Raw genomic sequence first — 21,118 nt, forward strand, 5'->3', positions numbered from 1 at the left:
GGGTTGAAGTCGTCCGGCGCGGTCGCGCCTTGAGGGAGTCTATGCGATGAGCGGTTCGGGTGAACCCTCCGTCCGTCTGCTGCGGGTGGGCGAACAGGTGCGTCATGTGCTGGCGGATATCCTCCAGCGTGGCGACGTGCATGACGATGTGCTCGCGAGCCATGTGGTGAGCGTGACGGAAGTGCGCATGTCGCCGGACCTGCGCCATGCCACCGTGTTCGTGAAGCCGCTGCTGGGCCGGGACGAGGCGGTGGTGCTGAAGGCGCTGCGCACCAACACCGCCTTTTTCCAGCGGGAAGTCGCCAAGCGCGTGAAGACCAAATTCGCCGCGAAGCTGAAATTCCTCAGCGACGAGAGCTTCGAGGAAGGCAGTCACATCGACGCCATCCTGCGCTCCCCCGCCGTGGCGCGCGATCTCGACGAGGACTGAGCCGCAGGGCAAGCACGCGGGATTGCGCTGGCGTCGTGCGCATGCGCGGATATAGCGGGCAGTCATGGCCAAGCTCTACTTTTACTACGCCTCGATGAATGCCGGCAAATCGACCACGCTGCTGCAGGCCGATTTCAATTATCGCGAGCGGGGCATGGCCACGATGCTGTGGACCGCGAAGGTCGACACGCGGGATCGGGCGGGCTGGATCACCTCGCGGATCGGGCTGGCCGAGCGGGCGCGCATCTTTGATGTCGGGACCGATCTTCTGGCGGAGATTTCCGCGCGGATGGCGGAAGGTCCGCTCGCCTGCGTCCTCGTCGATGAAGCGCAGTTCCTGACGCGCGGGCAAGTGCTGGCCCTTGCGCGGGTGTGCGATGAGCTGGGCGTGCCGGTGCTGTGCTATGGCCTGCGCACCGATTTCCAGGGCGAATTGTTCGAGGGGTCTGCCGCCTTGCTCGGCCTTGCGGACACGCTGGTGGAGCTCAAGGCGGTCTGCGAGTGCGGCGCGAAGGCGACGATGAACCTGCGGATCGACGCGGCGGGCCAGCCGGTGAGCGAAGGCGCGCAGACGGCGATCGGCGGCAATGAGCGCTATCTCGCGCTGTGCCGCAAGCATTTCATGGCGCGGCTTGGCGGATGAGCGCGCCCGTGCGGTTCATGGTTGCTTCAGGCGGCGCATGGCATGAGTGGCCGCTGAAGATGCGCACCGTGGCAGGAAGAGGAGAGCGGGAATGGCCCTGACCAATCGATACAGCTTTGCCTTCGCCCTTGCGACGCTCGGTTTCGTGGCGAGCGGCGGCGTGCAGGGCCTCGCGCAGGTGGCTGCCTCGGAAGAGAGCGCGAAGAGCGCGGAAGTCTCCATTCCCTTCATCAACCATGGCGGCGTGCGCGACTGGCAGGCGGTCGGCGACGACAAGCTCTATATTCAGGACAGCGGCGGCAAATGGTATCTCGCCACGCTGGCAGCGCCATCGCCGGACCTTGCGTTCGCGACGGCCATCGGTTTCGAGACAAAGGGCGCAGACCGGCTCGACAGGTTCGGCACGCTGGTGATTGCGGGCAATCGCTATCCGCTGGCCTCGCTGGTGGCGAGCTCGCCCCCGCCGCCCCGCAAGAAATAGTCCGCCGCTCGCCTTCGGGTGGGGCGTGAACCGCCCGCGCCCTCAACGGCCCGGCGCGCTCTCCCAGTCTTCCCGCAGCAGCGAGAACAGCATCGTGTCGCGCACATGGCCGGTCCATGTGATGCGTTCTGCCCGCAGCACGCCTTCCGGCTGCGCGCCGATCTTGCGTACCGCGCCCTGGCTGCGGGTGTTGCGCGCGTCGATCCGGAACTCGATGCGCCGGATCCCGCTGGCAAAGGCATGGTCGATCATCAGCCGCTTCATCGTGCCGTTGAGGCCGGTGCCGCGCTCCTCGGGCATGATGTAGCTGTTGCCGATCTCGAGCGTCTGCGCGCTTTCCTCGATGCGCAGATAGGCCGTCATGCCGACGAGGCTCTCCTCCCGGAACACCGCGAAGGGCAGGCGGCTGCGATTGGCCATCAGCGCGTCAAAGCTCGTATCGAACGCGGCGGGGGCATAATTGGTCGGGTAGATCTGCCAGATCTCGCTGTCGGCGGCGCAGGCGGCGCGCAGCGCATCGCGATGGGCCGGTGTCAGCGGCGTGAGCGTGACCGCGCCGGCATGGAGCGGCACCAGCAGCCGGTCGCGCAGGGGGAGAGGGTTCGTCGTCATCATCATCGCCCGTTCAGGCCAGGGCAGGGCGCGGGGGCGCGCGGAACAGGGGCAGAGGCGCGAAGCCGGCCAGACCAGCCAGCCCGAGCCGGCGCGCCACCAGATCGGCGAGCAATGGCAGGCCGATGGCAGCGGCAAGGCTGATCGTCACGGCGATAGGCACCGGCAGGCCGGGCGCGGCATGGCCGAGCAGGATGCGCGTGCCAGCGCCCGCGATCACATGAAGCAGATAGATCGGGAGGCTGTGCCGCCCGAGCATTGCCAGCAGAGCCCCCGCGCTGGCCGAGCGCGCGGCGAGGCTGCCGCCGACATAGGCCGCATAGCATCCCGCCAGCATCAGCGGAAAAGCGCTGGCATAGCCGAGTTGCCGTCCGTTTATCGTCGCGGTCCACGCGCCAAGGCCGATGGCGAGCAGGCAGAGCGCGCCCGCGATCAGGTTCGCCGGCGGGTGCTGGCCGCTCTGTCGCAGCCAGGCGCCGATGAAGATGAAGGGGAAATAAGAGAGGAAATAGCCGCCGAAGCCAGTGCCGTGGAGGCCGAGGCACAAGGCCGTCGCGCCCAGCAGCAGGGCCGGCGTCCGCAGCAGGCCGATGAGCGCAGTGCCCGCCATCAGCGCGAGCAGGAACCAGAAATGCTGGATGGGCTCGACCGGGATCCGCATCAGCGCCTGCCAGTCCATGGCGCTGTTCACTTGCCCGGCAAAAGCGGCGGAAAGCAGCCAGCTCACCACCGACCAGAGCAGATAGGCATGATAGAGCGAGACCTGCCGCCGCAACTGGAAGCGCCATCCGTCCGCGCGCGGGAAGGAGAGATAGCCCGCGATCAGGAAGAAGCTCTGCACATGGAAGCCATAAGCCAGCGTGTCGGCGAAGCGCAGCGGGACGGTCTCGGTCAGCAACCCCGCCGAGGAATAGCCGCGCGTGACATGGAACAGCACCACCGCGAGAATGGCGATCCCTTTCGTGCAGTCGAGCGCGATATCCCGCTTCTGGTCCATGGCGAGCCCTGTTCCCCGTGTTTTCCGGGGCTTGGACGAGGGGGCAGCGGCTTGGCAAGCCCCTTTCCCGGATTGGCCGAAAAGCCGCATCGCGCCGCGCTGGTCATCCCCCGTACAGAAACGTCGCAAGATGTCGCGTACGCTTCCCAAAGTGTCGCTGGCCCTTGCGGCGCGGGGTCCCGCGCCTGATCTCGCTGGTCCCGGATCGGAAAGCTGATCCCGGCACAGGAGAAAGGCCATGAAGTTCGCTCAGTTTCTCGCGCCGCTTGCCGCGCTGGCACTGACGGCATCCCCGGCGTTCGCCACCACCAGCCCCGCGCCCGCGCGCAGCGCGTCCATCCCGTTCGCCAACATCAATGGCGTGCGCAACTGGGTCGCCGAGGGCAACCAGACGATCTATTTCCAGGACAATGGGCGCCGCTGGTATCGCGCCGTCCTGTTCGCGCCTTCGACCGACCTGCCGTTCGCGACGCGGATCGGCATCGACTCCCGTCCGCTCGGCACGCTCGACAAGTGGGGCGCGGTCATCGTTCATGGACAGCGCTATCCGTTCCAGTCCTTCGAGCAGGTCGACGGGCCGCCCGCGAAGGCGTCCGGCAAGAAGGCGTCGGACGGGAAGGAATAGGCCCGGTGGAGGGGGCGGGCGGCGCGACGATGCCCGTCCGACATGGGCGGGGGCGTGAAGGATGACAAAGGCGACCGCACGACCGTGTCATCCGTCCTTTCTTCCCGCCCTCATTCCCGCGCTGCAAGCGAACCCGAACCGGGAAGACTTTGCCATCCGCCTTGGTTCTGCGTCGCGAGGGCGACTGGATTCCGGCGTGCGCCGGAATGACGAGGAATGGGGCAGGGTGCGCGCCTCCCGATAATTCAGCCATGGCGCTGGCTCGGCCGCGTGGATGAATTCCGAGGCGTTGGCGGCGCGCCCTGTCTCGTCATTCACGATGTCATCCCGGACTTGCTCCGGGATCCCGCTTCTTCCGGTTTCTCAAGCCGTCCGAACTCGGCGAGGCTCATGGTAGCGGGGATCCCGGATCGAGTCCGGGATGACAAAGGAAAGGACCGAAAAGCACGCTTCTGGTTCCCTCAAAGTTCGGGCATTTGCCCCGGCCGCCTCGCAACGCGACCGATATCGGCACTGACAGGAGGGGCAGGGCGGGCTATGGGGCCCCATGATCGCTCCTGCTTCCGACCCCGCGCCGCTCCATGGCTGGCTCATCCTGGACAAGCCCGTCGGCATGGGGTCCACCCAGGCAGTGAGCGCGGTCAAGCGGATGCTGCGCGAGGCGGGGCTGCCGCGGGGGAAGATCGGCCATGGCGGAACGCTCGATCCGCTGGCGGAAGGTGTGCTGCCCGTGGCCATCGGCGAAGCGACCAAGCTCGCCGGGCGGATGCTGGACAGCGACAAGATCTATGATTTCACCGTGCGCTTCGGCGCGCAGACCGACACGCTCGATCTGGAAGGCGCGGTGATCGAGACCAGTGCGCAGCGGCCCACGCGCGCGCAGGTCGAGGCCGTGCTGCCGCGCTTTACCGGGCCGATCGAGCAGGCCCCGCCCGCCTACAGTGCGATCAAGATCGAGGGGCGGCGGGCCTATGATCTGGCGCGCGCCGGCGAGGAGGTGGAGATGAAGCTGCGCGCCGTGACGGTGCATGGCCTCACGCTTGCCGATGCCGTGCCGGAAGAGGCGGCCGAGGGCGCGCCGGACGGGGGGCTTGCGTCGGTCACGCTCACCGCCCATGTATCGAAAGGCACTTATATCCGCAGCCTTGCCCGCGACATCGCGCAGGCGCTCGGCACCGTGGGTCATGTGACCATGTTGCGGCGGCGCAAGGCAGGGCCGTTCGGGCTGGATCAGGCGATTTCGCTGGACATTCTGAACGATGCTGCTAAGGCGCGCGCCATTGCGCAGCATATGCTGCCATTGACGGCAGGGCTGGACGACATCCCGGCTCTTCCCGTCACCTCCGAGCAGGCCATGGCCCTCAGACAGGGCCGGACGCTCGCCGGGGATCCTCGCACGCAGGGGCTCATGCTGGCGACCGAGGGCGAAACGCCCGTGGCGCTGGTGGAGGCTTTGGGGCCGGACATCCGGGTCGTGCGGGGCTTCAATCTCTAGAACGAAAGGAATGGACGATGTCGATTACGGCCGAGCGCAAGGAAGCGCTGATCAAGGACAACGCCCAGCATGAGGGCGACACCGGTTCGCCGGAGGTTCAGGTTGCGATCCTCACGGAGCGCATTTCCAACCTCACCGAGCACTTCAAGGCTCACCACAAGGACAATCACAGCCGTCGGGGCCTGCTGATGCTGGTCAACAAGCGCCGCTCGCTCCTCGACTATCTGAAGAAGAAGGACGGGGGGCGTTATACGGCCCTCATCGCGAAGCTCGGTCTTCGCAAGTAATCAAGAGCGCGGCCCGCTTCGGCGGGCCGTTTGCATATGGCGCCATCCCCGCGAGAGCGGGGGGCTGCGGCAAGCGACGGGCGCAAGAGCGCATCGGATGCCGCAACGATGCTCCCGCCTTCGCGGGAGCGACAAGGAGAGGGCGGCAATCCGGCCAACCTCCCGGGGACGAACGAACGTCCCGAACCGCAGGGGCCGGACAGCCCCGAAAGCAAGCCCCGCCGCGCAATAGGGCCGGCGGACGGAAGGAAACCCAATGTTCAATGTAAAGACTGTCGAAATCGAGTGGGGCGGAAAAACCCTCAAGCTCGAAACGGGGCGCGTTGCCCGTCAGGCCGATGGCGCGGTGCTCGCGACCTATGGCGAAACTGTCGTGCTGTGCGCTGTCACGGCCGCCAAATCCGTGAAGGACGGGCAGGACTTCTTCCCGCTCACCGTCCATTATCAGGAGAAATTCTCGGCTGCCGGGCGCATCCCGGGCGGCTTCTTCAAGCGCGAGCGCGGCGCGACCGAGAAGGAGACGCTCGTCTCCCGTCTCATCGACCGCCCCGTGCGCCCGCTGTTCCCGGAAGGTTTCTATAACGAAATCAACGTGATCGCGCAGGTCCTCTCGTTCGACGGCGAGACCGAGCCCGACATTCTGGCGATGATCGCCGCGTCGGCCGCGCTCACCATCTCGGGCGTGCCGTTCATGGGCCCGATCGGCGCGGTCCGCGTCGGCTACAAGGATGGCGAATATCAGCTCAATCCCAGCCTCGATGAGGTGAAGAGCGGCGAGCTGGACCTCGTCGTCGCCGCGACCGACGCTGCGGTGATGATGGTCGAGTCCGAGGCCAAGGAGCTTTCCGAAGAGGTCATGCTCGGCGCCGTCATGTTCGCGCATGAAGAGAGCCGCAAGGTCATCGGCGCGATCATCCAGCTTGCCGAGAAGGCCGCCAAGGAGCCTTGGGAACTGAACCTGGGCGACGGCAATGCCGAGCTCAAGGCGAAGCTCAAGGATCTGATCGGCGCGGACATCGCGGCAGCCTACAAGCTGACCAACAAGTCCGAGCGCTCCAACGCCCTCAATTCCGCGCGGGACAAGGCCAAGGAATATTTCGCGGCCCAGGGTCTCGACGCCCAGAGCGTGATGGCCGGCATCAAGCTGGTCAAGAAGATCGAGGCGGACATCGTGCGCACCGCCATCCTCAAGGAAGGCCAGCGCATCGACGGTCGGACCACGACGCAGATCCGCCCGATCGAGGCGATGGTGGGCTTCCTGCCGCGCACGCACGGCTCGGCGCTGTTCACGCGCGGTGAGACGCAGGCCATCTGCACCACCACGCTGGGCACCAAGGATGCCGAGCAGATGATCGACGGCCTGACCGGGCTCTCCTACGAGAGCTTCATGCTGCACTACAACTTCCCGCCTTATTCGGTCGGCGAAGTGGGCCGCTTCGGCGCGCCGGGTCGCCGCGAGGTCGGTCACGGCAAGCTCGCCTGGCGCGCGCTGCACCCGGTGCTGCCCGCCAAGGAGGACTTCCCCTACACGATCCGCGTGCTCTCGGACATCACCGAGTCCAACGGTTCCTCCTCGATGGCGACCGTCTGCGGCGGCTCGCTCTCGATGATGGACGCCGGCGTGCCCCTGAAGCGCCCGGTCTCCGGCATCGCCATGGGCCTGATCCTAGAAGGTGAGGACTTCACCGTCCTTAGCGACATCCTGGGCGACGAGGATCATCTCGGCGACATGGACTTCAAGGTCGCCGGCACCTCCGAAGGCATCACCACGATGCAGATGGACATCAAGGTCGCCGGCATCACCAAGGAGATCTTCGAGGCGGCGCTGCACCAGGCCAAGGACGGCCGTGCGCACATCCTGGGCGAGATGAACAAGGCGCTGGACAGCACCCGTTCGGAACTCTCGGCCCATGCCCCGCGCATCGAGACGATCCAGATCGACAAGTCCAAGATCCGCGACGTCATCGGCACGGGCGGCAAGGTCATTCGCGAGATCGTCGCGGAGACCGGCGCCAAGGTCGACATCGACGACGAGGGCGTCATCAAGATCAGCTCGTCCGATATCGCGCAGATCGAGGCGGCCAAGGCCTGGATCCTCGGCATCGTCGAGGAAGCGGAAGTCGGCAAGATCTACAACGGCAAGGTCGTCAACCTGGTCGACTTCGGCGCGTTCGTGAACTTCATGGGCGGCAAGGACGGTCTCGTCCATGTCTCCGAGATCCGCAACGAGCGGGTCGAGAAGGTGGCGGACGTCCTGAAGGAAGGCCAGGAAGTCAAGGTCAAGGTCCTCGAGATCGATCCGCGCGGCAAGGTTCGCCTGTCCATGCGCGTCGTCGACCAGGAGACGGGCGAGGAGCTGGAGGACACCCGTCCTGCCCGCGAACCGCGCGGTGACCGGGGCGACCGTGGTCCGCGTCGCGAAGGCGGCGACCGGGGTGATCGCGGCGGCCGTGGCGGCGACCGTGATCGCGGCCCGCGCCGTGACCGTGGCGACCGGGGCGGAGAGCGCGGCGAGCGCGGTCCGCGCCGCGAGCGCAACGACGATGACGGCCCGGCGCCCGAGTTCGCTCCCGCGTTCCTCAAGCGCGACGACGACTGAGCCCTTCGCTCATCGACAGAACAGGGAAGCCCCGCAGCGATGCGGGGCTTTTCCTTTTTCGGCGCTCACGCGATGGATGATGCGGCCGGGCAGGGGGGATCGCGCCACGTCTCCCGAATGATTCATTCCGGCACAGACTGTCTTGAAAAGAACCGGCGCGCGCCGCCGGTTTCCGCGCCCTTTTCGATTGACTTGCCATCCTCCGTGCAGGCAAAAGAAGATCGTCCGGGTAAAACAAAATTGCTTGAGAAAGCCGCAAAGGCTTCGAAGCTTATACGGGGTCGCATATATGTCGGGCATTTGCGGGACATGACGGTCGGGTCAGGTGATTATATTGGCGTGCCTGCGAGCAGTGGGTAGCGCGCGATGACGCGTGACCTTCTTCTTGGCCAATATGATCTTTCATCCGGGAAATCGAAATTGACTTTCGCAGCGAATGAACGCGTTCGCGCGCTCGGCGACGAGCTTGCTCGCGAATGCACGGCGCCTGCCGCCATCGCGCTGGCGGCGAAGGCCCAGCGTCTTTACGACCTGTTGCGTCACCGTGAGCGCCATTTTCTTCGGCCGGTCATGGCGGATCGGGCCATGGCCGCCATGCTCTCGCTCTTCCTGGCGGAGCTCAAGGGCGTGACACTCACGCCCGAGAATCTGTCCCTCATCAATCTGTTCAACGACGACGAGGAACGTGGCGTCGTCGATTCCCTCATCCTTGCGGGACTGGTCGCCCGAACCGGGGAAAACCCGGAACGGCGCACAGTCGGGCTAACGCCCCTCGGGTCCGCGCGGATGCGAAGCTTCATCAGCGACTACCCGGATATCTGATGAGCTTCGCGGGTCAGCGCGCCGGGGTGAAGTCGGCCTTTCTTCGGAAATCCCACACGAAGAATGGCCCGGCTCCCGACGCGCTGGCCCACCCGTAACGGAAGGGGCATGATGCTGATGAGGTCGTCCAGGCAGAAATTCACATGTGTGAAGCCGCTTGTCCGGCATTTACGGGACATGAAAGACCGCGGGTGCCGCGCTATAGGGCTCGGGAACGGAAAATCGGGACGCGATGCATGCGGAAGCGGGGCTTCGCGGCCGGCATCGCCATTTGTGGTTGCATCTGAGGTTTTTTTGACGTGGCGGATTTCGGGCATCGTGGCTTACCTTCGGGAGCCGTTCAGGGCGCCGATCGCCGGGTGGATGTGACTCTCGAGGCAAAGGCGACGCGCATGCACATGCTCGGCCGCCTGCGCACCAAGCATTTCTACGCACCGGTCATGGCGGATACCGCCATGGACGTGATGCTCAGCCTTTACGTCGGTGAATTGCAGTCCGGGGCTGTGAGCGATACGGCCCTGGCCCTCGCGAACATGCTCAGCAGGAACGAGACGGACGCGATCATCGACAAACTGGTCCAAGCGGAACTGGCCGTCACAACGGGACAAGAGCCCGAAGGACGGACAGTCGGGCTGACGCCCCTCGGGTCCGCGCGGATGCGAAGCTTCGTCAACGACTACCCGGAAGTTTGACGATTTTCGCAGGTCGGCGCGTCGTTCGATCCCCGTGAAGCCATCCCCCCACGCTGGCCTCACATTGCGGGATCGGGCGGTGCGCCGACCGTTGCTTCGCACCTGAAGGCTGTGTTGCCGTCTCCGTCCCTCCCCCCCACAGGAGCGGCAACACAGCCTGATGGCGCGTTCAGCTTGCGTTCAAGCGCAAATCCCTGTTTCGCAGCCATGTCGGTTCCTACTTTCGAGGCGCATGGCGCACCCCGCATCAATCGCTTGGCGACCCCAATTCGCCGCGCTAAGAGGCTGCGCATGACTGCTTCCCCCATGCGCCGTGTCGCTCTGCTGGCCGCCGTGCTCCTGCCCGCCATTCTCGTCGCGGGCTGCGCGCGCAACCAGAACCGTGCCGACACCCAATATGTCGCCCGCGACGTCAGCACGCTCTACATGGCGGGCAAGCAGCGCCTCGATCGCGGCCGTTTTGCGGAAGCGGCGATCCTGTTCGACGAGGTCGAGCGGCAGCATCCTTATTCGCCCTGGGCGCGCCGGGCGCAGCTCATGAGCGCGTTCAGCTATTATGCGGCGCGCGACTACACCAAGTCGATCCAGTCGGCGCAGCGCTTCCTCTCGATCCACCCCGGCAATCGTGACGCGCCTTATGCTTATTATCTGATCGCGCTTTGCTATTACGAGCAGATCAGCGACGTGACGCGCGACCAGAAGATCACGCTGCAGGCCAATGACGCGCTGGGCGAACTGATCCGCCGCTTCCCCGATTCGCGTTATGCGGCCGATGCCCGGCTGAAGCTCGATCTCGTGGCCGACCATCTGGCCGGCAAGGAAATGGAGATCGGCCGTTTCTACCAGCGTCGTCGCGAGTGGATCGCGGCCACGATGCGCTTCCGCAAGGTCATCGATACTTATCAGGCGACGAGCCACACGCCCGAGGCGCTGCACCGGCTTGTCGAGAGCTATCTCGCGCTCGGTATTCCGGAGGAAGCCAAGCGCGCTGCTGCGGTGCTGGGCAAGAATTATCCCGATTCGACCTGGTATGAGCGCTCCTATCGCCTGATGCAGCAATATGCGCCCAACGCCTGACCGGGCGCGCCTGCCGGCTGGCGGGTGAGTTTCGGACCGGGGCGGCGGGCACTGGCCACCACCATCATCGCGGACGGGCGCAATCGCGCGTGACAGGCACGGGCGCAATCGACTAACTCTCTGCCGGCCATGCTCACCGGGCTTTCCATCCGCAACATCGTGCTCATCGAAGCGCTCGATCTCGCTTTCGACGGCGGGCTGACCGTGCTCACCGGCGAGACGGGCGCGGGCAAGTCCATCCTGCTCGACGCGCTGGGCCTCGCGCTCGGCATGCGCGCGGACAGCGGGCTCGTGCGGGCGGGTGCGGCGCAGGCGAGCGTCACCGCCAGCTTCGAGCCGCCGCGGCCCGGCACTGCGCTGGCCGCGCTGCTCGCGGAGAACGAGATCGCGCAGGAGCCCGGCGAGCCGCTGCTCATCCGCCGGACCCTGAAGGCGGATGGCGGAAGCCGCGCTTTCCTCAACGATCAGCCCTGCTCGGCAGCGCTGCTGAAGGATGTCGGCGCGCTGCTGGTGGAAATCCATGGCCAGCATGACGAGCGGGGCCTGCTCAATCCGCGCGGCCACATGGACCTGCTCGATGCCTATGGCGGAATGGACAGTGGCGCCGTGCGCGCCGCCCATGGCGCCTGGCAGACGGCGCAGGGCCGGCTGGAAGCCGCGCGCGAGGCGCTCGACAGCGCGGCGAAGGAGCGGGACTATCTCGCCCATGCCGTGGACGAACTCAGCCGCTTCGCTCCCGAGCCCGGCGAGGAGGAGGCGCTGGCAAGCGAGCGCGCGGCGATGCAGAAGGGCGCACGGCTGACCGAGGACCTCGCTACGCTGGAAACGCTGCTTGGCGGATCGGACGGGGCGCTCTCGGGCCTGCGGCAGGCGGCGCGGCGGCTGGACAGGATCGCGCCCGAGCATGATCTGCTGGCCGTGGCGCTGGCATCGCTGGATCGCGCCGTGATCGAGGCTGCGGAGGCCGAGGACCAGCTTGCCCGCGCGAGCGAGGCGCTCGCTGCCGATCCCGCCCGGCTGGACGCGATCGAGACGCGGCTGTTCGATCTGCGTGCGCTCGCTCGCAAGCATCAGGTCGCGCCGGACGATCTGGCCGATCTCTCGGCGCGCATGGCCGCCCAGCTCGCCCGGATCGACGCGGGCGAGGCGGGGCTGGCCGAACTGGAAAACGAAGTGGCGCAGGCCCGCGCGGCTTATGAAGCCGCCGCGCAGGCGCTGAGCGAGGCCCGGCGCGCGGCCGCCGCGCGGCTCGACGCCGCGATGGCCGGCGAGCTGGCGCCGCTCAAGCTGGATGCCGCGCGCTTCCGCACCGATGTTGAGCCGCTGCCGGAAGGGCAATGGCGCGCCTCCGGGCGGGACCGCGTCGAGTTCATGATCTCGACCAATCCCGGCGCGCCCTTCGCGCCGCTGACCAAGATCGCGAGCGGCGGCGAGCTTTCCCGCTTCATCCTGGCGCTCAAGGTGGCGCTGGCGGCGCAGGGCGCGGCGGGCACGATGATCTTCGACGAGATCGACCGGGGCGTGGGCGGCGCGGTGGCAGGCGCCATCGGCGAGCGGCTCTCCCGGCTGGCGGGCGGCGCGCAGGTCATCGTGGTGACGCACAGCCCGCAGGTCGCGGCGCGCGGGGCGGGGCATCTGCTCATCGCCAAGTCTTCGGAAGGCACGATCACCCGCACCGGCGTCCATCCGCTCGACGAGGCCGAGCGACGCGAGGAAATCGCCCGCATGCTCTCCGGCGCTGCCGTTACCGACGAGGCGCGGGCGCAGGCGGACCGGCTGCTGGAGGGCGTGTGAACCATGACGACACGGCGCGACATGATCGAGGGAGGGCTTGCCGGTCTGGCCGGGCTCGCGGTGCTGGCGGGCGCGCCTGCCCGTGCCGCTTCCGCTGCTGCTGAAGCGGGCTATGGCCTGATCGGCCAGATGAAGGCGCAGCCGGGCAAGCGCGATGAGCTCATCGCCATTCTCGGCGAGGGCACCGGGGCGATGCCGGGCAATATCGCTTATATCATCGGCGCCGATCTGGCGGATGCGGACGGCATCTGGATCACCGAACTCTGGACGGACAGGCAGGCACATGCCGCCTCGCTCCAGCTTTCGGCTGTGCAGGAAGCGATCCGCAAGGGCCGTCCGCTGATCGCCGGCATGGGCGTGCGGGTGGAGTTCCAGCCGGGATGAGCATTCGGCTGCCTCGCTGCTCCAGTCTCGCGATCATGTCGGATCTGGCAGTGATGGCAGTTTCGGGGCTGCTGTTCCTCGTCGCCTATAACGTCGTGAGGGCCATCGAGATCATCAATGTCCCGGACGTCAGGGCCTGCGGCTGGCTTGCCGCCCGCGTCGTCGGGTTGCTGCTGGTCCCCCTCTGGGTCTGGTATCTCGCGTGAAAGAAGAATGTTGAACGACCCTGCCACCATGACCGAAGCCGAGGCCGCCAATCGCCTCATGCGGCTCGCTCGCGAGATCGCGAAGCATAACCGGCTCTATCATGCCAACGACGCGCCGGAGATCAGCGACGCGGCGTTCGACGCGCTTGTGCGCGAGAATAATGCGCTTGAGGCGGCGTTTCCGCATCTCGTGCGGGGGGACAGCCCGAACCGGCAGGTGGGTGCGTCCGTGGCCGCGTCGGCGCTTGCCAAGGTGCGCCACGAGAAGCGCATGATGAGCCTCGACAATGCCTTTGCGGACGAGGACGTCGAAGAGTTCGTGGCGCGCGTGCGCCGCTATCTCGCCCTTGCCGAGGACGAGCCGGTGGTGATGACGGCAGAGGACAAGATCGATGGGCTTTCGCTCTCGATCCGCTACGAGGACCGCAAGCTGGTCCGTGCCGCGACCCGGGGCGATGGCGAGGTGGGCGAGGATGTCACGCCCAATGTCAGGCACATAGACGATATTCCGGAGACCTTGCCGCAGGACGCGCCGGACGTCATGGAGGTCCGCGGCGAAGTCTATATGGAGAAGGCCGCTTTCCTCGCGCTCAACAGGCGGCTGATGGATGAAGCGCGCGCGGCGGCGGAGGCGCGCGGCGAGGCCTTCGATCCCGAAGGGGTGCGCCAGTTCGCCAATCCGCGCAATGCCGCTGCCGGATCACTGCGCCAGAAGGATGCGAGCGTGACGGCGAGCCGGCCGCTGCGCTTCCTCGCCCATGGCTGGGGGGTGGTGAGTGGCGGCGGGCTGCCGGCCGACACGCAGTTCGGCGTCATGAAGGCACTGGAGCGCTGGAAGATCCCGGTCTCGCCGCATCTGGTGCTGTGCGAGAGCAGCGGCGCGATGCTCGCCCAATATCGCGCCATCCAGCACCAGCGGGCGGACCTGCCTTATGATATCGACGGCGTGGTCTACAAGGTCGACCGGCTGGACTGGCAGGAGCGGCTCGGCTTCGTCGCCAAGGCGCCGCGCTGGGCGATCGCGCACAAATTCCCGGCCGAGCAGGCCGAGACCACGCTGGAGGCGATCGACATCCAGGTCGGCCGCACTGGCAAGCTGACGCCGGTCGGGCGGCTGAAGCCGGTAACGGTGGGCGGCGTGGTCGTCTCCAACGTCACGCTGCACAATCGCGACGAGATCGCGCGGCTGGGCGTACGGCCGGGGGACCGCATCATCGTCCAGCGCGCGGGCGACGTCATTCCGCAAGTGGTCGACAATCTGACGCGGGACGAGGCGCGCGCGCCTTATGTCTTTCCCGATCATTGCCCGGAATGCGGCAGCGAGGCCGTGGCCGAGGAAGGCGAAGTCGACGTGCGCTGCACCGCGGGGCTCATTTGCCCGGCGCAGCGGATCGAGCGGCTCAACCATTTCGTCAGCCGCGCCGCGATGGATATCGACGGGCTGGGCGACAAGACCGTGCGGGAATTCTTCGCGCTCGGCTGGCTGGAGCAGGGCCCGGCGGACATCTTCCGGCTGAAGCGCCATCGCGAGGCCTTGCTGGGCCGTGAAGGCTGGAAGGAAAAGTCGGTCGACAACCTCCTGAAAGCCATAGAGGATCGCCGCGAGCCCGATGCCGCGCGACTGCTCTTCGGGCTCGGCATTCGCCATGTCGGCGCCGTGACGGCGCGCGATCTCATGAAGGCCTTCGCCACCTTGCCTGCCCTGCGCGAGACGGCCGAGGCGGCGCATGCCGGCGATGTGGCGGCGCGCGCGCGGCTGCTTGCCATCGACGGCATCGGCGAGGTGGTGGTGGAAGCGCTGGGCGATTTCTTCCATGAGGATCACAACAAGGCGATCTGGGACGATCTGCTGGGCGAGGTCTCGCCGCCGCCTTATGTGGTCGACGTCAAGGCCAGCGCGGTCTCCGGCAAGACCATCGTCTTCACCGGCAAGCTGGAAACGATGAGCCGGGACGAGGCGAAGGCGCAGGCCGAGGCGCTCGGCGCGCGGGCGGCGGGTTCCGTCAGTGCCGCGACCGATCTCGTCGTGGCCGGGCCGGGCGCGGGCTCCAAGCTCAAGAAGGCGGCGGAACTCGGCATCGAGGTGATCGACGAGGCCGCCTGGGCGGAGATCGTGCGCAGCGCGGGCTGAGCGCTCGCCGGGGGGGCGTGGGCAAATTCCGAGGCATGGTGGCGCACCCTGTTACGTCATTTCACGACGTCGTCCCGGACTTGATCCGGGACCCGCTGCCTTGAATCCCGCCGTGCCCGGCCTATTCGAGAAAAAGGAAGAAGCGGGATCCCGGATCAAGTCCGGGATGACATCGTGAGTGACGGGAGATGCTGTGTCGCCATGGCCTTAGGCCCTGTCCATGCCGCCTAACGCCGCCGTTCAGCCTCGGCTCAGCCGGCGCCTGTCAGGCACGCCGCCTTTGCGGATGATCCGGCACGGGAGGTGGCCATGCATCACAAGCGCGGACGGGCGCGCAATCGGCGCGCGGGCTGCAAGCTGTGCAAGCCCTGGAAAGCGAACGGCGTGCGTACCGAGCGGCCGGATGGCGAGCGCTTCAGCGATCATCGGCGCCGGTTTGCGGAGGGGTTCGGCGCGGCCTGAAGGTCGCGCGGTCGCTCCTGGCTCAGGGGCGCAGGAAGAGATTGGCGGTGGCCTCGACGATCGCATCTGAGCCGAGGCGGTAAACGGCGTAGAGATCGGGCAGGTCGCCGGTCTGGCCGAACCGGTCGAGGCCCAGCGGGCTGACTCGCATGCCGCGCACGGCGCCCAGCCAGGACAGGGTGGAAGGCGAGCCGTCCACGACCGTCACCAGCCCGGCGCGCGGATCGAGCGCGTCGAGCAGCGTGTCGACATGGCTCGGCGTCGCGGGCGCGCCTGACCAACGCTCGGCGCGGGACGCGGACCAGCCGCGGTGCAGCAGGTCCGGGGATGTCACGTTGAGCAGGCCGAGGCCGGGAAGATCCTCGACGAGGATTGCCCAGGCGGCCATCACCTCGGGCGCGAGGGCGCCGGTGAAGACGAGCGCCGCCTCGGCGCCCGGCCCGGGCCGCTTGACCCAGTAGCCGCCCTTGAGCGCATCGGCCTGCCAGTCGTCGCTCTCGCGCTCGATCTGGTCGATGACGCGCGTGGAGAGGCGCAGATAGACCGAGCCGCCGTCCGCCGCCTGCATGTGCCCGAAGGCCCAGTGCATGATGAGCGCCAGCTCATCGACGAAGGCAGGCTCGAAATAAGTGAGATTGGGCTGGCCCATGCCGATCAGCGGCGAATAGATCGACTGGTGCGCGCCGCCTTCCGGGCCGAGCGTCAGGCCCGACGGCGTGGCGACCAGCAGGAAGCGCGCATCCTGGTAGCAGCCGTAATTGAGCTGATCGAGGCCGCGCGCGATGAAGGGATCGTAGACCGTGCCGACAGGCAGCAGCCGCGTGCCGAACAGCGGTCCGGACAGGCCGAGCGCGGCGAGCATCAGGAAGAGATTGCTCTCCGCGATGCCCAGCTCGATATGCTGGCCGGCATCATGCCCCTGCCACTTCTGCGCCGAGGGAATCCGGGCGGAGTGAAACACGTCCTTGAGCTCGCGGCGGCGGAAGAGGCCGCGCTGGTTCACGAAACCGCCCAGATTGGTGGAGACGGTCACGTCCGGCGAGGTGGTGACGATGCGATCCGCCAGCGGATGGCCCGACTTGGCGAGATCGAGCAGGATGCGGCCGAAGGCGGCCTGCGTCGACTGCTGCGGATCGGTCGGCGGCGGGAGGCTGTCCGGCAGGGGCACGGGCGCCGCTTCCGGCGGCGCGTCACGCCGGGCCAAAGGCGAAGCCTCGACAAAGGCCTTCAGCGCCACGGCGGTGTTGTCGCCAAGGCCGCCATAAGGCTCCCATTCCTCGCCGGGCGCAATCCCCATGCTTTCCCGCAAGGCTTCCATCTGCGCCGGGTTCATGAGCCCCGAATGATTGTCCTTGTGACCCGCGAAGGGCAGGCCGAAGCCCTTGACGGTATAGGCAATGAACAGGGTCGGGCGATCGTCGTCGATGCGCTGGAAGGCATCGACCAGCGTCTCCATGCAGTGGCCGCCCAGATTGGTCATGAGCGCGGCCAGCCCGGCATCGTCGAAGGACGCGATCAGGCCGGCCACATCCGGCACGCCCGCAAGGTCGGCAAGCAGGCGTTCGCGCCACGCGCCGCCGCCCTGATATGTGAGCGCCGCGAAATCCGCATTGGGGCAGGCATCGATCCAATCCGCCAGTGCCTGCCCGCCCGGCCGGCTGAAGGCCGCGCGCTGGAGCTTGCCGTGCTTGAGCGTGACGACGCGCCAGCCGCAGGTGCGGAAGATGTCGTCGAAGCGGCTGAACATGCGGTCCGCCGTGGTGGCGTCGAGCGACTGGCGATTATAGTCGACGATCCACCAGCAATTGCGGATCTCGTGCTTGTAGGCCTCGATGAGGCATTCGTAGATATTGCCCTCGTCCAGCTCCGCGTCGCCCATCAGGGCGATCATCCGCCCGGCCCGGTCCTGCGGCAGGGCGCCATGGGCGATCAGATAATCCTGCACCAGACTGGCGAAGGCCGTGATGGCGACGCCGAGACCCACCGAGCCGGTGGAGAAATCCACGCGAATCCGGTCCTTGGTGCGCGAAGGGTAGCTTTGCGCGCCGCCCAGACCCCGGAAGCGCTTGAGCTGGTCGAGCGTCTGGTGGCCCAGCAGATATTCGATGGCATGCAGCACGGGACCGGCATGGGGTTTCACTGCCACCCGGTCATTGGGCCGCAGGATATGGAAATAGAGTGCCGCCATGACGGCCGTCATCGAAGCGCAGCTTGCCTGATGGCCGCCCACCTTCAGTCCGTCCCGGCTCTCGCGGACATGATTGGCATTGTGGATGGTCCAGGACGCGAGCCAGCGCAGCCGCCCGTCCAGCGCTTCCAGCGAAGCGAGCAGGTCGTCCGGAATGGCCGGCCTAGCGGATGTCATGGTCATGCGACCTCGCTGAAGGAGTAAGGCGCCGTCTGCATCGGTTCGATGAGATTGGCATCATAGCCGGCATCGTGCAGGGCCTGCAACAGCACGCGATTGCGGTCCCGGTCCGGCAGCTCGACCGTGAAGATCGCATTGGCCGAACGGGCCGAGGCCCCGCCGAACACGCGATCATGCGAGACTTCCAGGATATTGCCGTCGAGCTGGCCGATGATCGTCGCCACCGCGCCGAGGAGGCCGGCATTGTCGAGCATCGAGACGCGCAGGCGGATGAGCTGGCCCGAGCGCGCGAGATGGCGCTGGAGCATCGCGGTCAGCACGCGCATGTCGATATTGCCGCCGCACAGGATCAGGCCGACGCTCTTGCCGCGGAAGCGCTCCGGCTCGGCCAGCACGGCCGCCAGGCTGGCGGCGCCCGCGCCTTCGCACAGGGTCTTTTCGATCTGCAGCAGCAGCGCGACGGAGTCCTCGATCAGGGCCTCGGGCACGACGATCACATCGTCGACCAGCGCCTGCGCGGCGGCGAGCGTGAGCACGCCAGGCTTCGCCACCGCGATCCCCTCGGCGACCGAGGTGCCCCCGGCGAGCGGGCCCGAATAGCGGCCGAGCGCGAGCGCCATGGAAGGATAGAGCTCGCTCTGCACGCCGATGACCTGCGTGGCCGGGGAGAGGGCCTTGAACACGGTGGCGACGCCGCCGATCAGGCCGCCGCCGCCCACCGCGACCAGCGCCACGTCCAATGGCGGACCCTGCTCGACCATTTCGAGCGCGATGGTGCCCTGGCCGGCAATGATCTCGGCATCGTCGAACGGGGAAATGAACGTCAGGCCCTGCTCGATATAGCGCGGAACGGCCATGCTCGCTTCCGCGAAATCCTTGCCGGTGAGGTCGACGGTGGCGCCGAAGCTGGCGGTGCGCTTGACCTTCACGGTAGGCGTGGAGAGCGGCATGACGATGGTCGCCGGGATGCCGAGGCGGCGGGCATGGAGCGCCACGCCCTGGGCATGATTGCCGGCGGACACCGCGACGACACCGCGCTGGCGCGCGTCCTCGCCCAGCGTGAGCAGCTTGTTGAGCGCGCCGCGCTCCTTGAACGAGCCGGTGAACTGGAGATTCTCGAACTTGAGCCAGATCTCCGCGCCGGTCAGCTCGGAGAGAGTCTGCGAATGCAGGAAGGGTGTCCGGACGATCGCATTGCCCAGCCGTTCGGCGGCCAGTCGGACGTCTGCAAGTGTCAATGTCATCTATGATCTCCGAACCACGGGAGTCGCGCCACCGCTCCGGAAGCGAGACCTTCCGGCGGGCGGGTCCGGACAAGGGACCGGGCGCCGTTCGCTGTCGCGGCGGGGCCGGCCAAACCGGCCCCGGCCGTCATCTCTATAGCTCTATTGCGTCTTTTCGAGTGTCGGCCACTTGACGCCGAGCTGATCCAGATAGGTCTTGTACTTCGCCGGATTGTAATAATAGGGCCGCATCTTCTCGCGGAACTGCTCCATGATGTCGGCATTCATTTCGATATAGGGTTTCTCATTCGTGAGAACCGGCTGGTACTTGACGTCCTTGGTCTGAACATCGGTGAAATAGGTCTTGGCCGAGGCCAGGAGCTCCGGCTTCGTCATGAGATCGAGCATGGTCATGGCCATCGCCTTGGCCCCGGCGACGGCGCCCTTGTGCGCGATGGGCGTGGCCATGGCGATGGCGTTCGACCAGTTGTGGCCGAGCAGGTTCGGGATGTTCGACGGGAAGCGAATGGTGATCGTCGGCTTGGTCCAGGAGACATCCCCGATGTCATCCGAGCCGCCGCTCTTGGGCTCGGGCACGGGTGCCGCGAGCGCATCCAGCTCGGTGTCGAGCCCGGTCTCCTTGCCCTCGACGAGCTTCTGCACGGCCTTGGCGAACTGCTGTTCCTCCGCCGTCCAGGTCGGCAGGCCGACCTTCCTGATATTCTCGAAAGCAGCTTCCGCGATCGGCTTGCTCATGTGCCGGGGCGCTGCCGTGCCGATGATGCGGCTGGAGACGGTCGTGTCCGTCATCATCGCGGCCGCATCCGCCATCTTCTTGCTGATGTCGAAGTTCTTGCGGATATGGTCGAAGGTCTGCTCGCGGACATAGTACCAGACCGTCGCGGACGAGGGGACGACATTGGGGAAGTCGCCGCCGTCCTTGATGACATAATGCGAGCGCTGCTCGGGCCGCAGATGCTCGCGGCGGAAGTTCCAGCCGATGTCCATCAGCTCGACGGCATCGAGCGCACTGCGGCCGCGCCAGGGCGCGCCGGCCGAATGGGCGGATTCGCCGCTGAAGGTATAGAGCACCGAAATGCCGCCGGTGCCGCTCTGCTCGCCCCAGCTCGTGCCGAGATTCGAGCCGACATGCGTGAAGAGCACGGCATCGACATCCTTGAACATGCCGTCCCGCACGAAGAAGGCCTTGGCCGCCACCGGCTCCTCGGCGACGCCGGGCCAGAGCAGCAGGGTGCCGGGAATCTTCTCCCGGATCATGATGTCCTTGACCGCGAGCGCGGCCGCGATGTTCACGGCCTGACCGGAATTATGGCCCTCGCCATGGCCGGGCGCGCCCTCGACGAGCGGCTCGCGCCAGGCGACGCCCGGCTTCTGGCTGGCCTTGGGAATTCCATCGAGATCCGAGCCCACGGCGATGACGGGGCCGCCTTCGCCATTCTTCCACACCGCCGTCCAGGCCGTGGGCATGCCGGAGACGCCGCGCGTCACGGTGAAGCCGTTCTTCTCGAGAATGGCCGTGATATATTTGGAGGTCTCGAATTCCTGCATGCCCAGCTCGCCGAAGCTGAAGATGGAATCGATCATCTCCTGCACGAGCTTGCTCCGGCCCTCCACGCCCTTCACGGCTTCGGTCTTGAGTGCCTCGACGCGCTCGGGGGCGACCTGGGCAAGCGCGGCGTCAGCGCCGATGAGACTGAGGAGCGCAATGACCGCCCGGCTTCCCGCAGCAAATGAATTCATGTGATATTTCCCTTTATCCATCCCCGCCG

General features: G+C 66.8%; 20 protein-coding genes. 15 read left to right on the forward strand and 5 right to left on the reverse strand.

The window, feature by feature from the left end; translation table 11 throughout:
* Window positions 1-46 precede the first annotated feature (46 nt).
* From rbfA to SLG_RS05705, 3 genes are all read left to right on the forward strand, one after another.
* Window positions 47-430: a 30S ribosome-binding factor RbfA gene (gene rbfA, locus SLG_RS05695; protein WP_014075489.1), complete on the forward strand. Its 384-nt coding sequence runs from the start codon at window positions 47-49 to the stop codon at window positions 428-430.
* A gap of 64 nt (window positions 431-494) precedes the next feature.
* Complete coding sequence (locus SLG_RS05700) at window positions 495-1,073, forward strand: thymidine kinase (RefSeq protein ID WP_014075490.1); 579 nt, start codon at window positions 495-497, stop codon at window positions 1,071-1,073.
* 91 nt (window positions 1,074-1,164) lie between these two features.
* The gene (locus SLG_RS05705) at window positions 1,165-1,554 is read left to right on the forward strand and encodes a DUF6491 family protein (RefSeq protein ID WP_014075491.1); all 390 of its coding nucleotides are present in this window, start codon (window positions 1,165-1,167) and stop codon (window positions 1,552-1,554) included.
* A gap of 42 nt (window positions 1,555-1,596) precedes the next feature.
* Here SLG_RS05705 and SLG_RS05710 read toward each other — a convergent pair whose 3' ends face one another.
* Together SLG_RS05710 and SLG_RS05715 are read right to left on the reverse strand one after the other, a co-directional pair.
* Window positions 1,597-2,166, reverse strand: a complete 570-nt coding sequence (locus tag SLG_RS05710; protein ID WP_148276506.1) for a GNAT family N-acetyltransferase — start codon at window positions 2,164-2,166, stop codon at window positions 1,597-1,599.
* A gap of 13 nt (window positions 2,167-2,179) precedes the next feature.
* Window positions 2,180-3,163 (reverse strand): acyltransferase family protein, encoded by a 984-nt coding sequence (locus tag SLG_RS05715; protein ID WP_014075493.1) that lies wholly within the window; start codon window positions 3,161-3,163, stop codon window positions 2,180-2,182.
* A 238-nt stretch (window positions 3,164-3,401) separates the two neighbouring features.
* Between SLG_RS05715 and SLG_RS05720 the strand changes: the two genes are divergently transcribed.
* The 12 genes from SLG_RS05720 (at window position 3,402) to SLG_RS21910 (ending at window position 15,737) form a co-directional block, all read left to right on the forward strand.
* A complete protein-coding gene (locus SLG_RS05720) occupies window positions 3,402-3,788 on the forward strand; it encodes a DUF6491 family protein (protein WP_014075494.1) in 387 nt (128 codons plus the stop codon).
* A gap of 547 nt (window positions 3,789-4,335) precedes the next feature.
* Window positions 4,336-5,283 (forward strand): tRNA pseudouridine(55) synthase TruB, encoded by a 948-nt coding sequence (truB, locus tag SLG_RS05725; protein WP_014075495.1) that lies wholly within the window; start codon window positions 4,336-4,338, stop codon window positions 5,281-5,283.
* A 17-nt stretch (window positions 5,284-5,300) separates the two neighbouring features.
* Complete coding sequence (gene rpsO, locus SLG_RS05730) at window positions 5,301-5,570, forward strand: 30S ribosomal protein S15 (RefSeq protein ID WP_014075496.1); 270 nt, start codon at window positions 5,301-5,303, stop codon at window positions 5,568-5,570.
* Window positions 5,571-5,826: 256 nt separating this feature from the next.
* On the forward strand, window positions 5,827-8,169 hold the full coding sequence (pnp, locus tag SLG_RS05735) for a polyribonucleotide nucleotidyltransferase (protein WP_014075498.1): 2,343 nt from the start codon (window positions 5,827-5,829) through the stop codon (window positions 8,167-8,169).
* Window positions 8,170-8,589: 420 nt separating this feature from the next.
* Window positions 8,590-8,991, forward strand: coding sequence for a hypothetical protein (locus tag SLG_RS05740; RefSeq protein ID WP_014075500.1), 402 nt, complete (start codon window positions 8,590-8,592; stop codon window positions 8,989-8,991).
* A gap of 299 nt (window positions 8,992-9,290) precedes the next feature.
* The gene (locus tag SLG_RS05745) at window positions 9,291-9,683 is read left to right on the forward strand and encodes a hypothetical protein (RefSeq protein WP_148276507.1); all 393 of its coding nucleotides are present in this window, start codon (window positions 9,291-9,293) and stop codon (window positions 9,681-9,683) included.
* A gap of 291 nt (window positions 9,684-9,974) precedes the next feature.
* On the forward strand, window positions 9,975-10,760 hold the full coding sequence (locus SLG_RS05750; protein WP_041391761.1) for an outer membrane protein assembly factor BamD: 786 nt from the start codon (window positions 9,975-9,977) through the stop codon (window positions 10,758-10,760).
* A 129-nt stretch (window positions 10,761-10,889) separates the two neighbouring features.
* Entirely contained in the window at window positions 10,890-12,554 is a 1,665-nt protein-coding gene (gene recN, locus SLG_RS05755) for a DNA repair protein RecN (RefSeq protein WP_014075503.1), read from the forward strand.
* A gap of 3 nt (window positions 12,555-12,557) precedes the next feature.
* Window positions 12,558-12,938 (forward strand): putative quinol monooxygenase, encoded by a 381-nt coding sequence (locus tag SLG_RS05760; RefSeq protein WP_014075504.1) that lies wholly within the window; start codon window positions 12,558-12,560, stop codon window positions 12,936-12,938.
* A complete protein-coding gene (locus SLG_RS05765; protein WP_041391762.1) occupies window positions 12,935-13,144 on the forward strand; it encodes a hypothetical protein in 210 nt (69 codons plus the stop codon). Before SLG_RS05760 ends, SLG_RS05765 begins: the two co-directional genes overlap by 4 nt.
* A gap of 28 nt (window positions 13,145-13,172) precedes the next feature.
* A complete protein-coding gene (ligA, locus tag SLG_RS05770; protein WP_231848762.1) occupies window positions 13,173-15,275 on the forward strand; it encodes an NAD-dependent DNA ligase LigA in 2,103 nt (700 codons plus the stop codon).
* A 309-nt stretch (window positions 15,276-15,584) separates the two neighbouring features.
* Window positions 15,585-15,737, forward strand: a complete 153-nt coding sequence (locus tag SLG_RS21910; RefSeq protein ID WP_014075506.1) for a hypothetical protein — start codon at window positions 15,585-15,587, stop codon at window positions 15,735-15,737.
* 22 nt (window positions 15,738-15,759) lie between these two features.
* Here SLG_RS21910 and SLG_RS05775 read toward each other — a convergent pair whose 3' ends face one another.
* From SLG_RS05775 to SLG_RS05785, 3 genes are all read right to left on the reverse strand, one after another.
* A complete protein-coding gene (locus tag SLG_RS05775; RefSeq protein WP_014075507.1) occupies window positions 15,760-18,108 on the reverse strand; it encodes a transketolase in 2,349 nt (782 codons plus the stop codon).
* Entirely contained in the window at window positions 18,105-19,349 is a 1,245-nt protein-coding gene (locus SLG_RS05780) for a threonine ammonia-lyase (RefSeq protein WP_014075508.1), read from the reverse strand. The genes SLG_RS05775 and SLG_RS05780 overlap by 4 nt, the downstream gene beginning before the upstream one ends.
* A 141-nt stretch (window positions 19,350-19,490) precedes the next feature.
* Window positions 19,491-21,089, reverse strand: coding sequence for an amidohydrolase (locus SLG_RS05785; protein ID WP_014075509.1), 1,599 nt, complete (start codon window positions 21,087-21,089; stop codon window positions 19,491-19,493).
* Between the last annotated feature and the right edge of the window lie 29 nt (window positions 21,090-21,118).

This window comes from Sphingobium sp. SYK-6 (assembly GCF_000283515.1).
Taxonomy (GTDB): Bacteria; Pseudomonadota; Alphaproteobacteria; order Sphingomonadales; family Sphingomonadaceae; genus Sphingobium; species Sphingobium lignivorans.

Excerpts from the sequence above, each read along its gene's own strand:
- rbfA (WP_014075489.1), top strand. The coding sequence starts at position 47 with ATGAGCGGTTCGGGTGAACCCTCCGTCCGTCTGCTGCGGGTGGGCGAA.
- SLG_RS05700 (WP_014075490.1), top strand. The coding sequence starts at position 495 with ATGGCCAAGCTCTACTTTTACTACGCCTCGATGAATGCCGGCAAATCG.
- SLG_RS05705 (WP_014075491.1), top strand. The coding sequence starts at position 1,165 with ATGGCCCTGACCAATCGATACAGCTTTGCCTTCGCCCTTGCGACGCTC.
- SLG_RS05710 (WP_148276506.1), bottom strand. The coding sequence starts at position 2,166 with ATGACGACGAACCCTCTCCCCCTGCGCGACCGGCTGCTGGTGCCGCTC.
- SLG_RS05715 (WP_014075493.1), bottom strand. The coding sequence starts at position 3,163 with ATGGACCAGAAGCGGGATATCGCGCTCGACTGCACGAAAGGGATCGCC.
- SLG_RS05720 (WP_014075494.1), top strand. The coding sequence starts at position 3,402 with ATGAAGTTCGCTCAGTTTCTCGCGCCGCTTGCCGCGCTGGCACTGACG.
- truB (WP_014075495.1), top strand. The coding sequence starts at position 4,336 with ATGATCGCTCCTGCTTCCGACCCCGCGCCGCTCCATGGCTGGCTCATC.
- rpsO (WP_014075496.1), top strand. The coding sequence starts at position 5,301 with ATGTCGATTACGGCCGAGCGCAAGGAAGCGCTGATCAAGGACAACGCC.
- pnp (WP_014075498.1), top strand. The coding sequence starts at position 5,827 with ATGTTCAATGTAAAGACTGTCGAAATCGAGTGGGGCGGAAAAACCCTC.
- SLG_RS05750 (WP_041391761.1), top strand. The coding sequence starts at position 9,975 with ATGACTGCTTCCCCCATGCGCCGTGTCGCTCTGCTGGCCGCCGTGCTC.
- recN (WP_014075503.1), top strand. The coding sequence starts at position 10,890 with ATGCTCACCGGGCTTTCCATCCGCAACATCGTGCTCATCGAAGCGCTC.
- SLG_RS05760 (WP_014075504.1), top strand. The coding sequence starts at position 12,558 with ATGACGACACGGCGCGACATGATCGAGGGAGGGCTTGCCGGTCTGGCC.
- SLG_RS05765 (WP_041391762.1), top strand. The coding sequence starts at position 12,935 with ATGAGCATTCGGCTGCCTCGCTGCTCCAGTCTCGCGATCATGTCGGAT.
- ligA (WP_231848762.1), top strand. The coding sequence starts at position 13,173 with ATGACCGAAGCCGAGGCCGCCAATCGCCTCATGCGGCTCGCTCGCGAG.
- SLG_RS21910 (WP_014075506.1), top strand. The coding sequence starts at position 15,585 with ATGCATCACAAGCGCGGACGGGCGCGCAATCGGCGCGCGGGCTGCAAG.
- SLG_RS05775 (WP_014075507.1), bottom strand. The coding sequence starts at position 18,108 with ATGACCATGACATCCGCTAGGCCGGCCATTCCGGACGACCTGCTCGCT.
- SLG_RS05780 (WP_014075508.1), bottom strand. The coding sequence starts at position 19,349 with ATGACATTGACACTTGCAGACGTCCGACTGGCCGCCGAACGGCTGGGC.
- SLG_RS05785 (WP_014075509.1), bottom strand. The coding sequence starts at position 21,089 with ATGAATTCATTTGCTGCGGGAAGCCGGGCGGTCATTGCGCTCCTCAGT.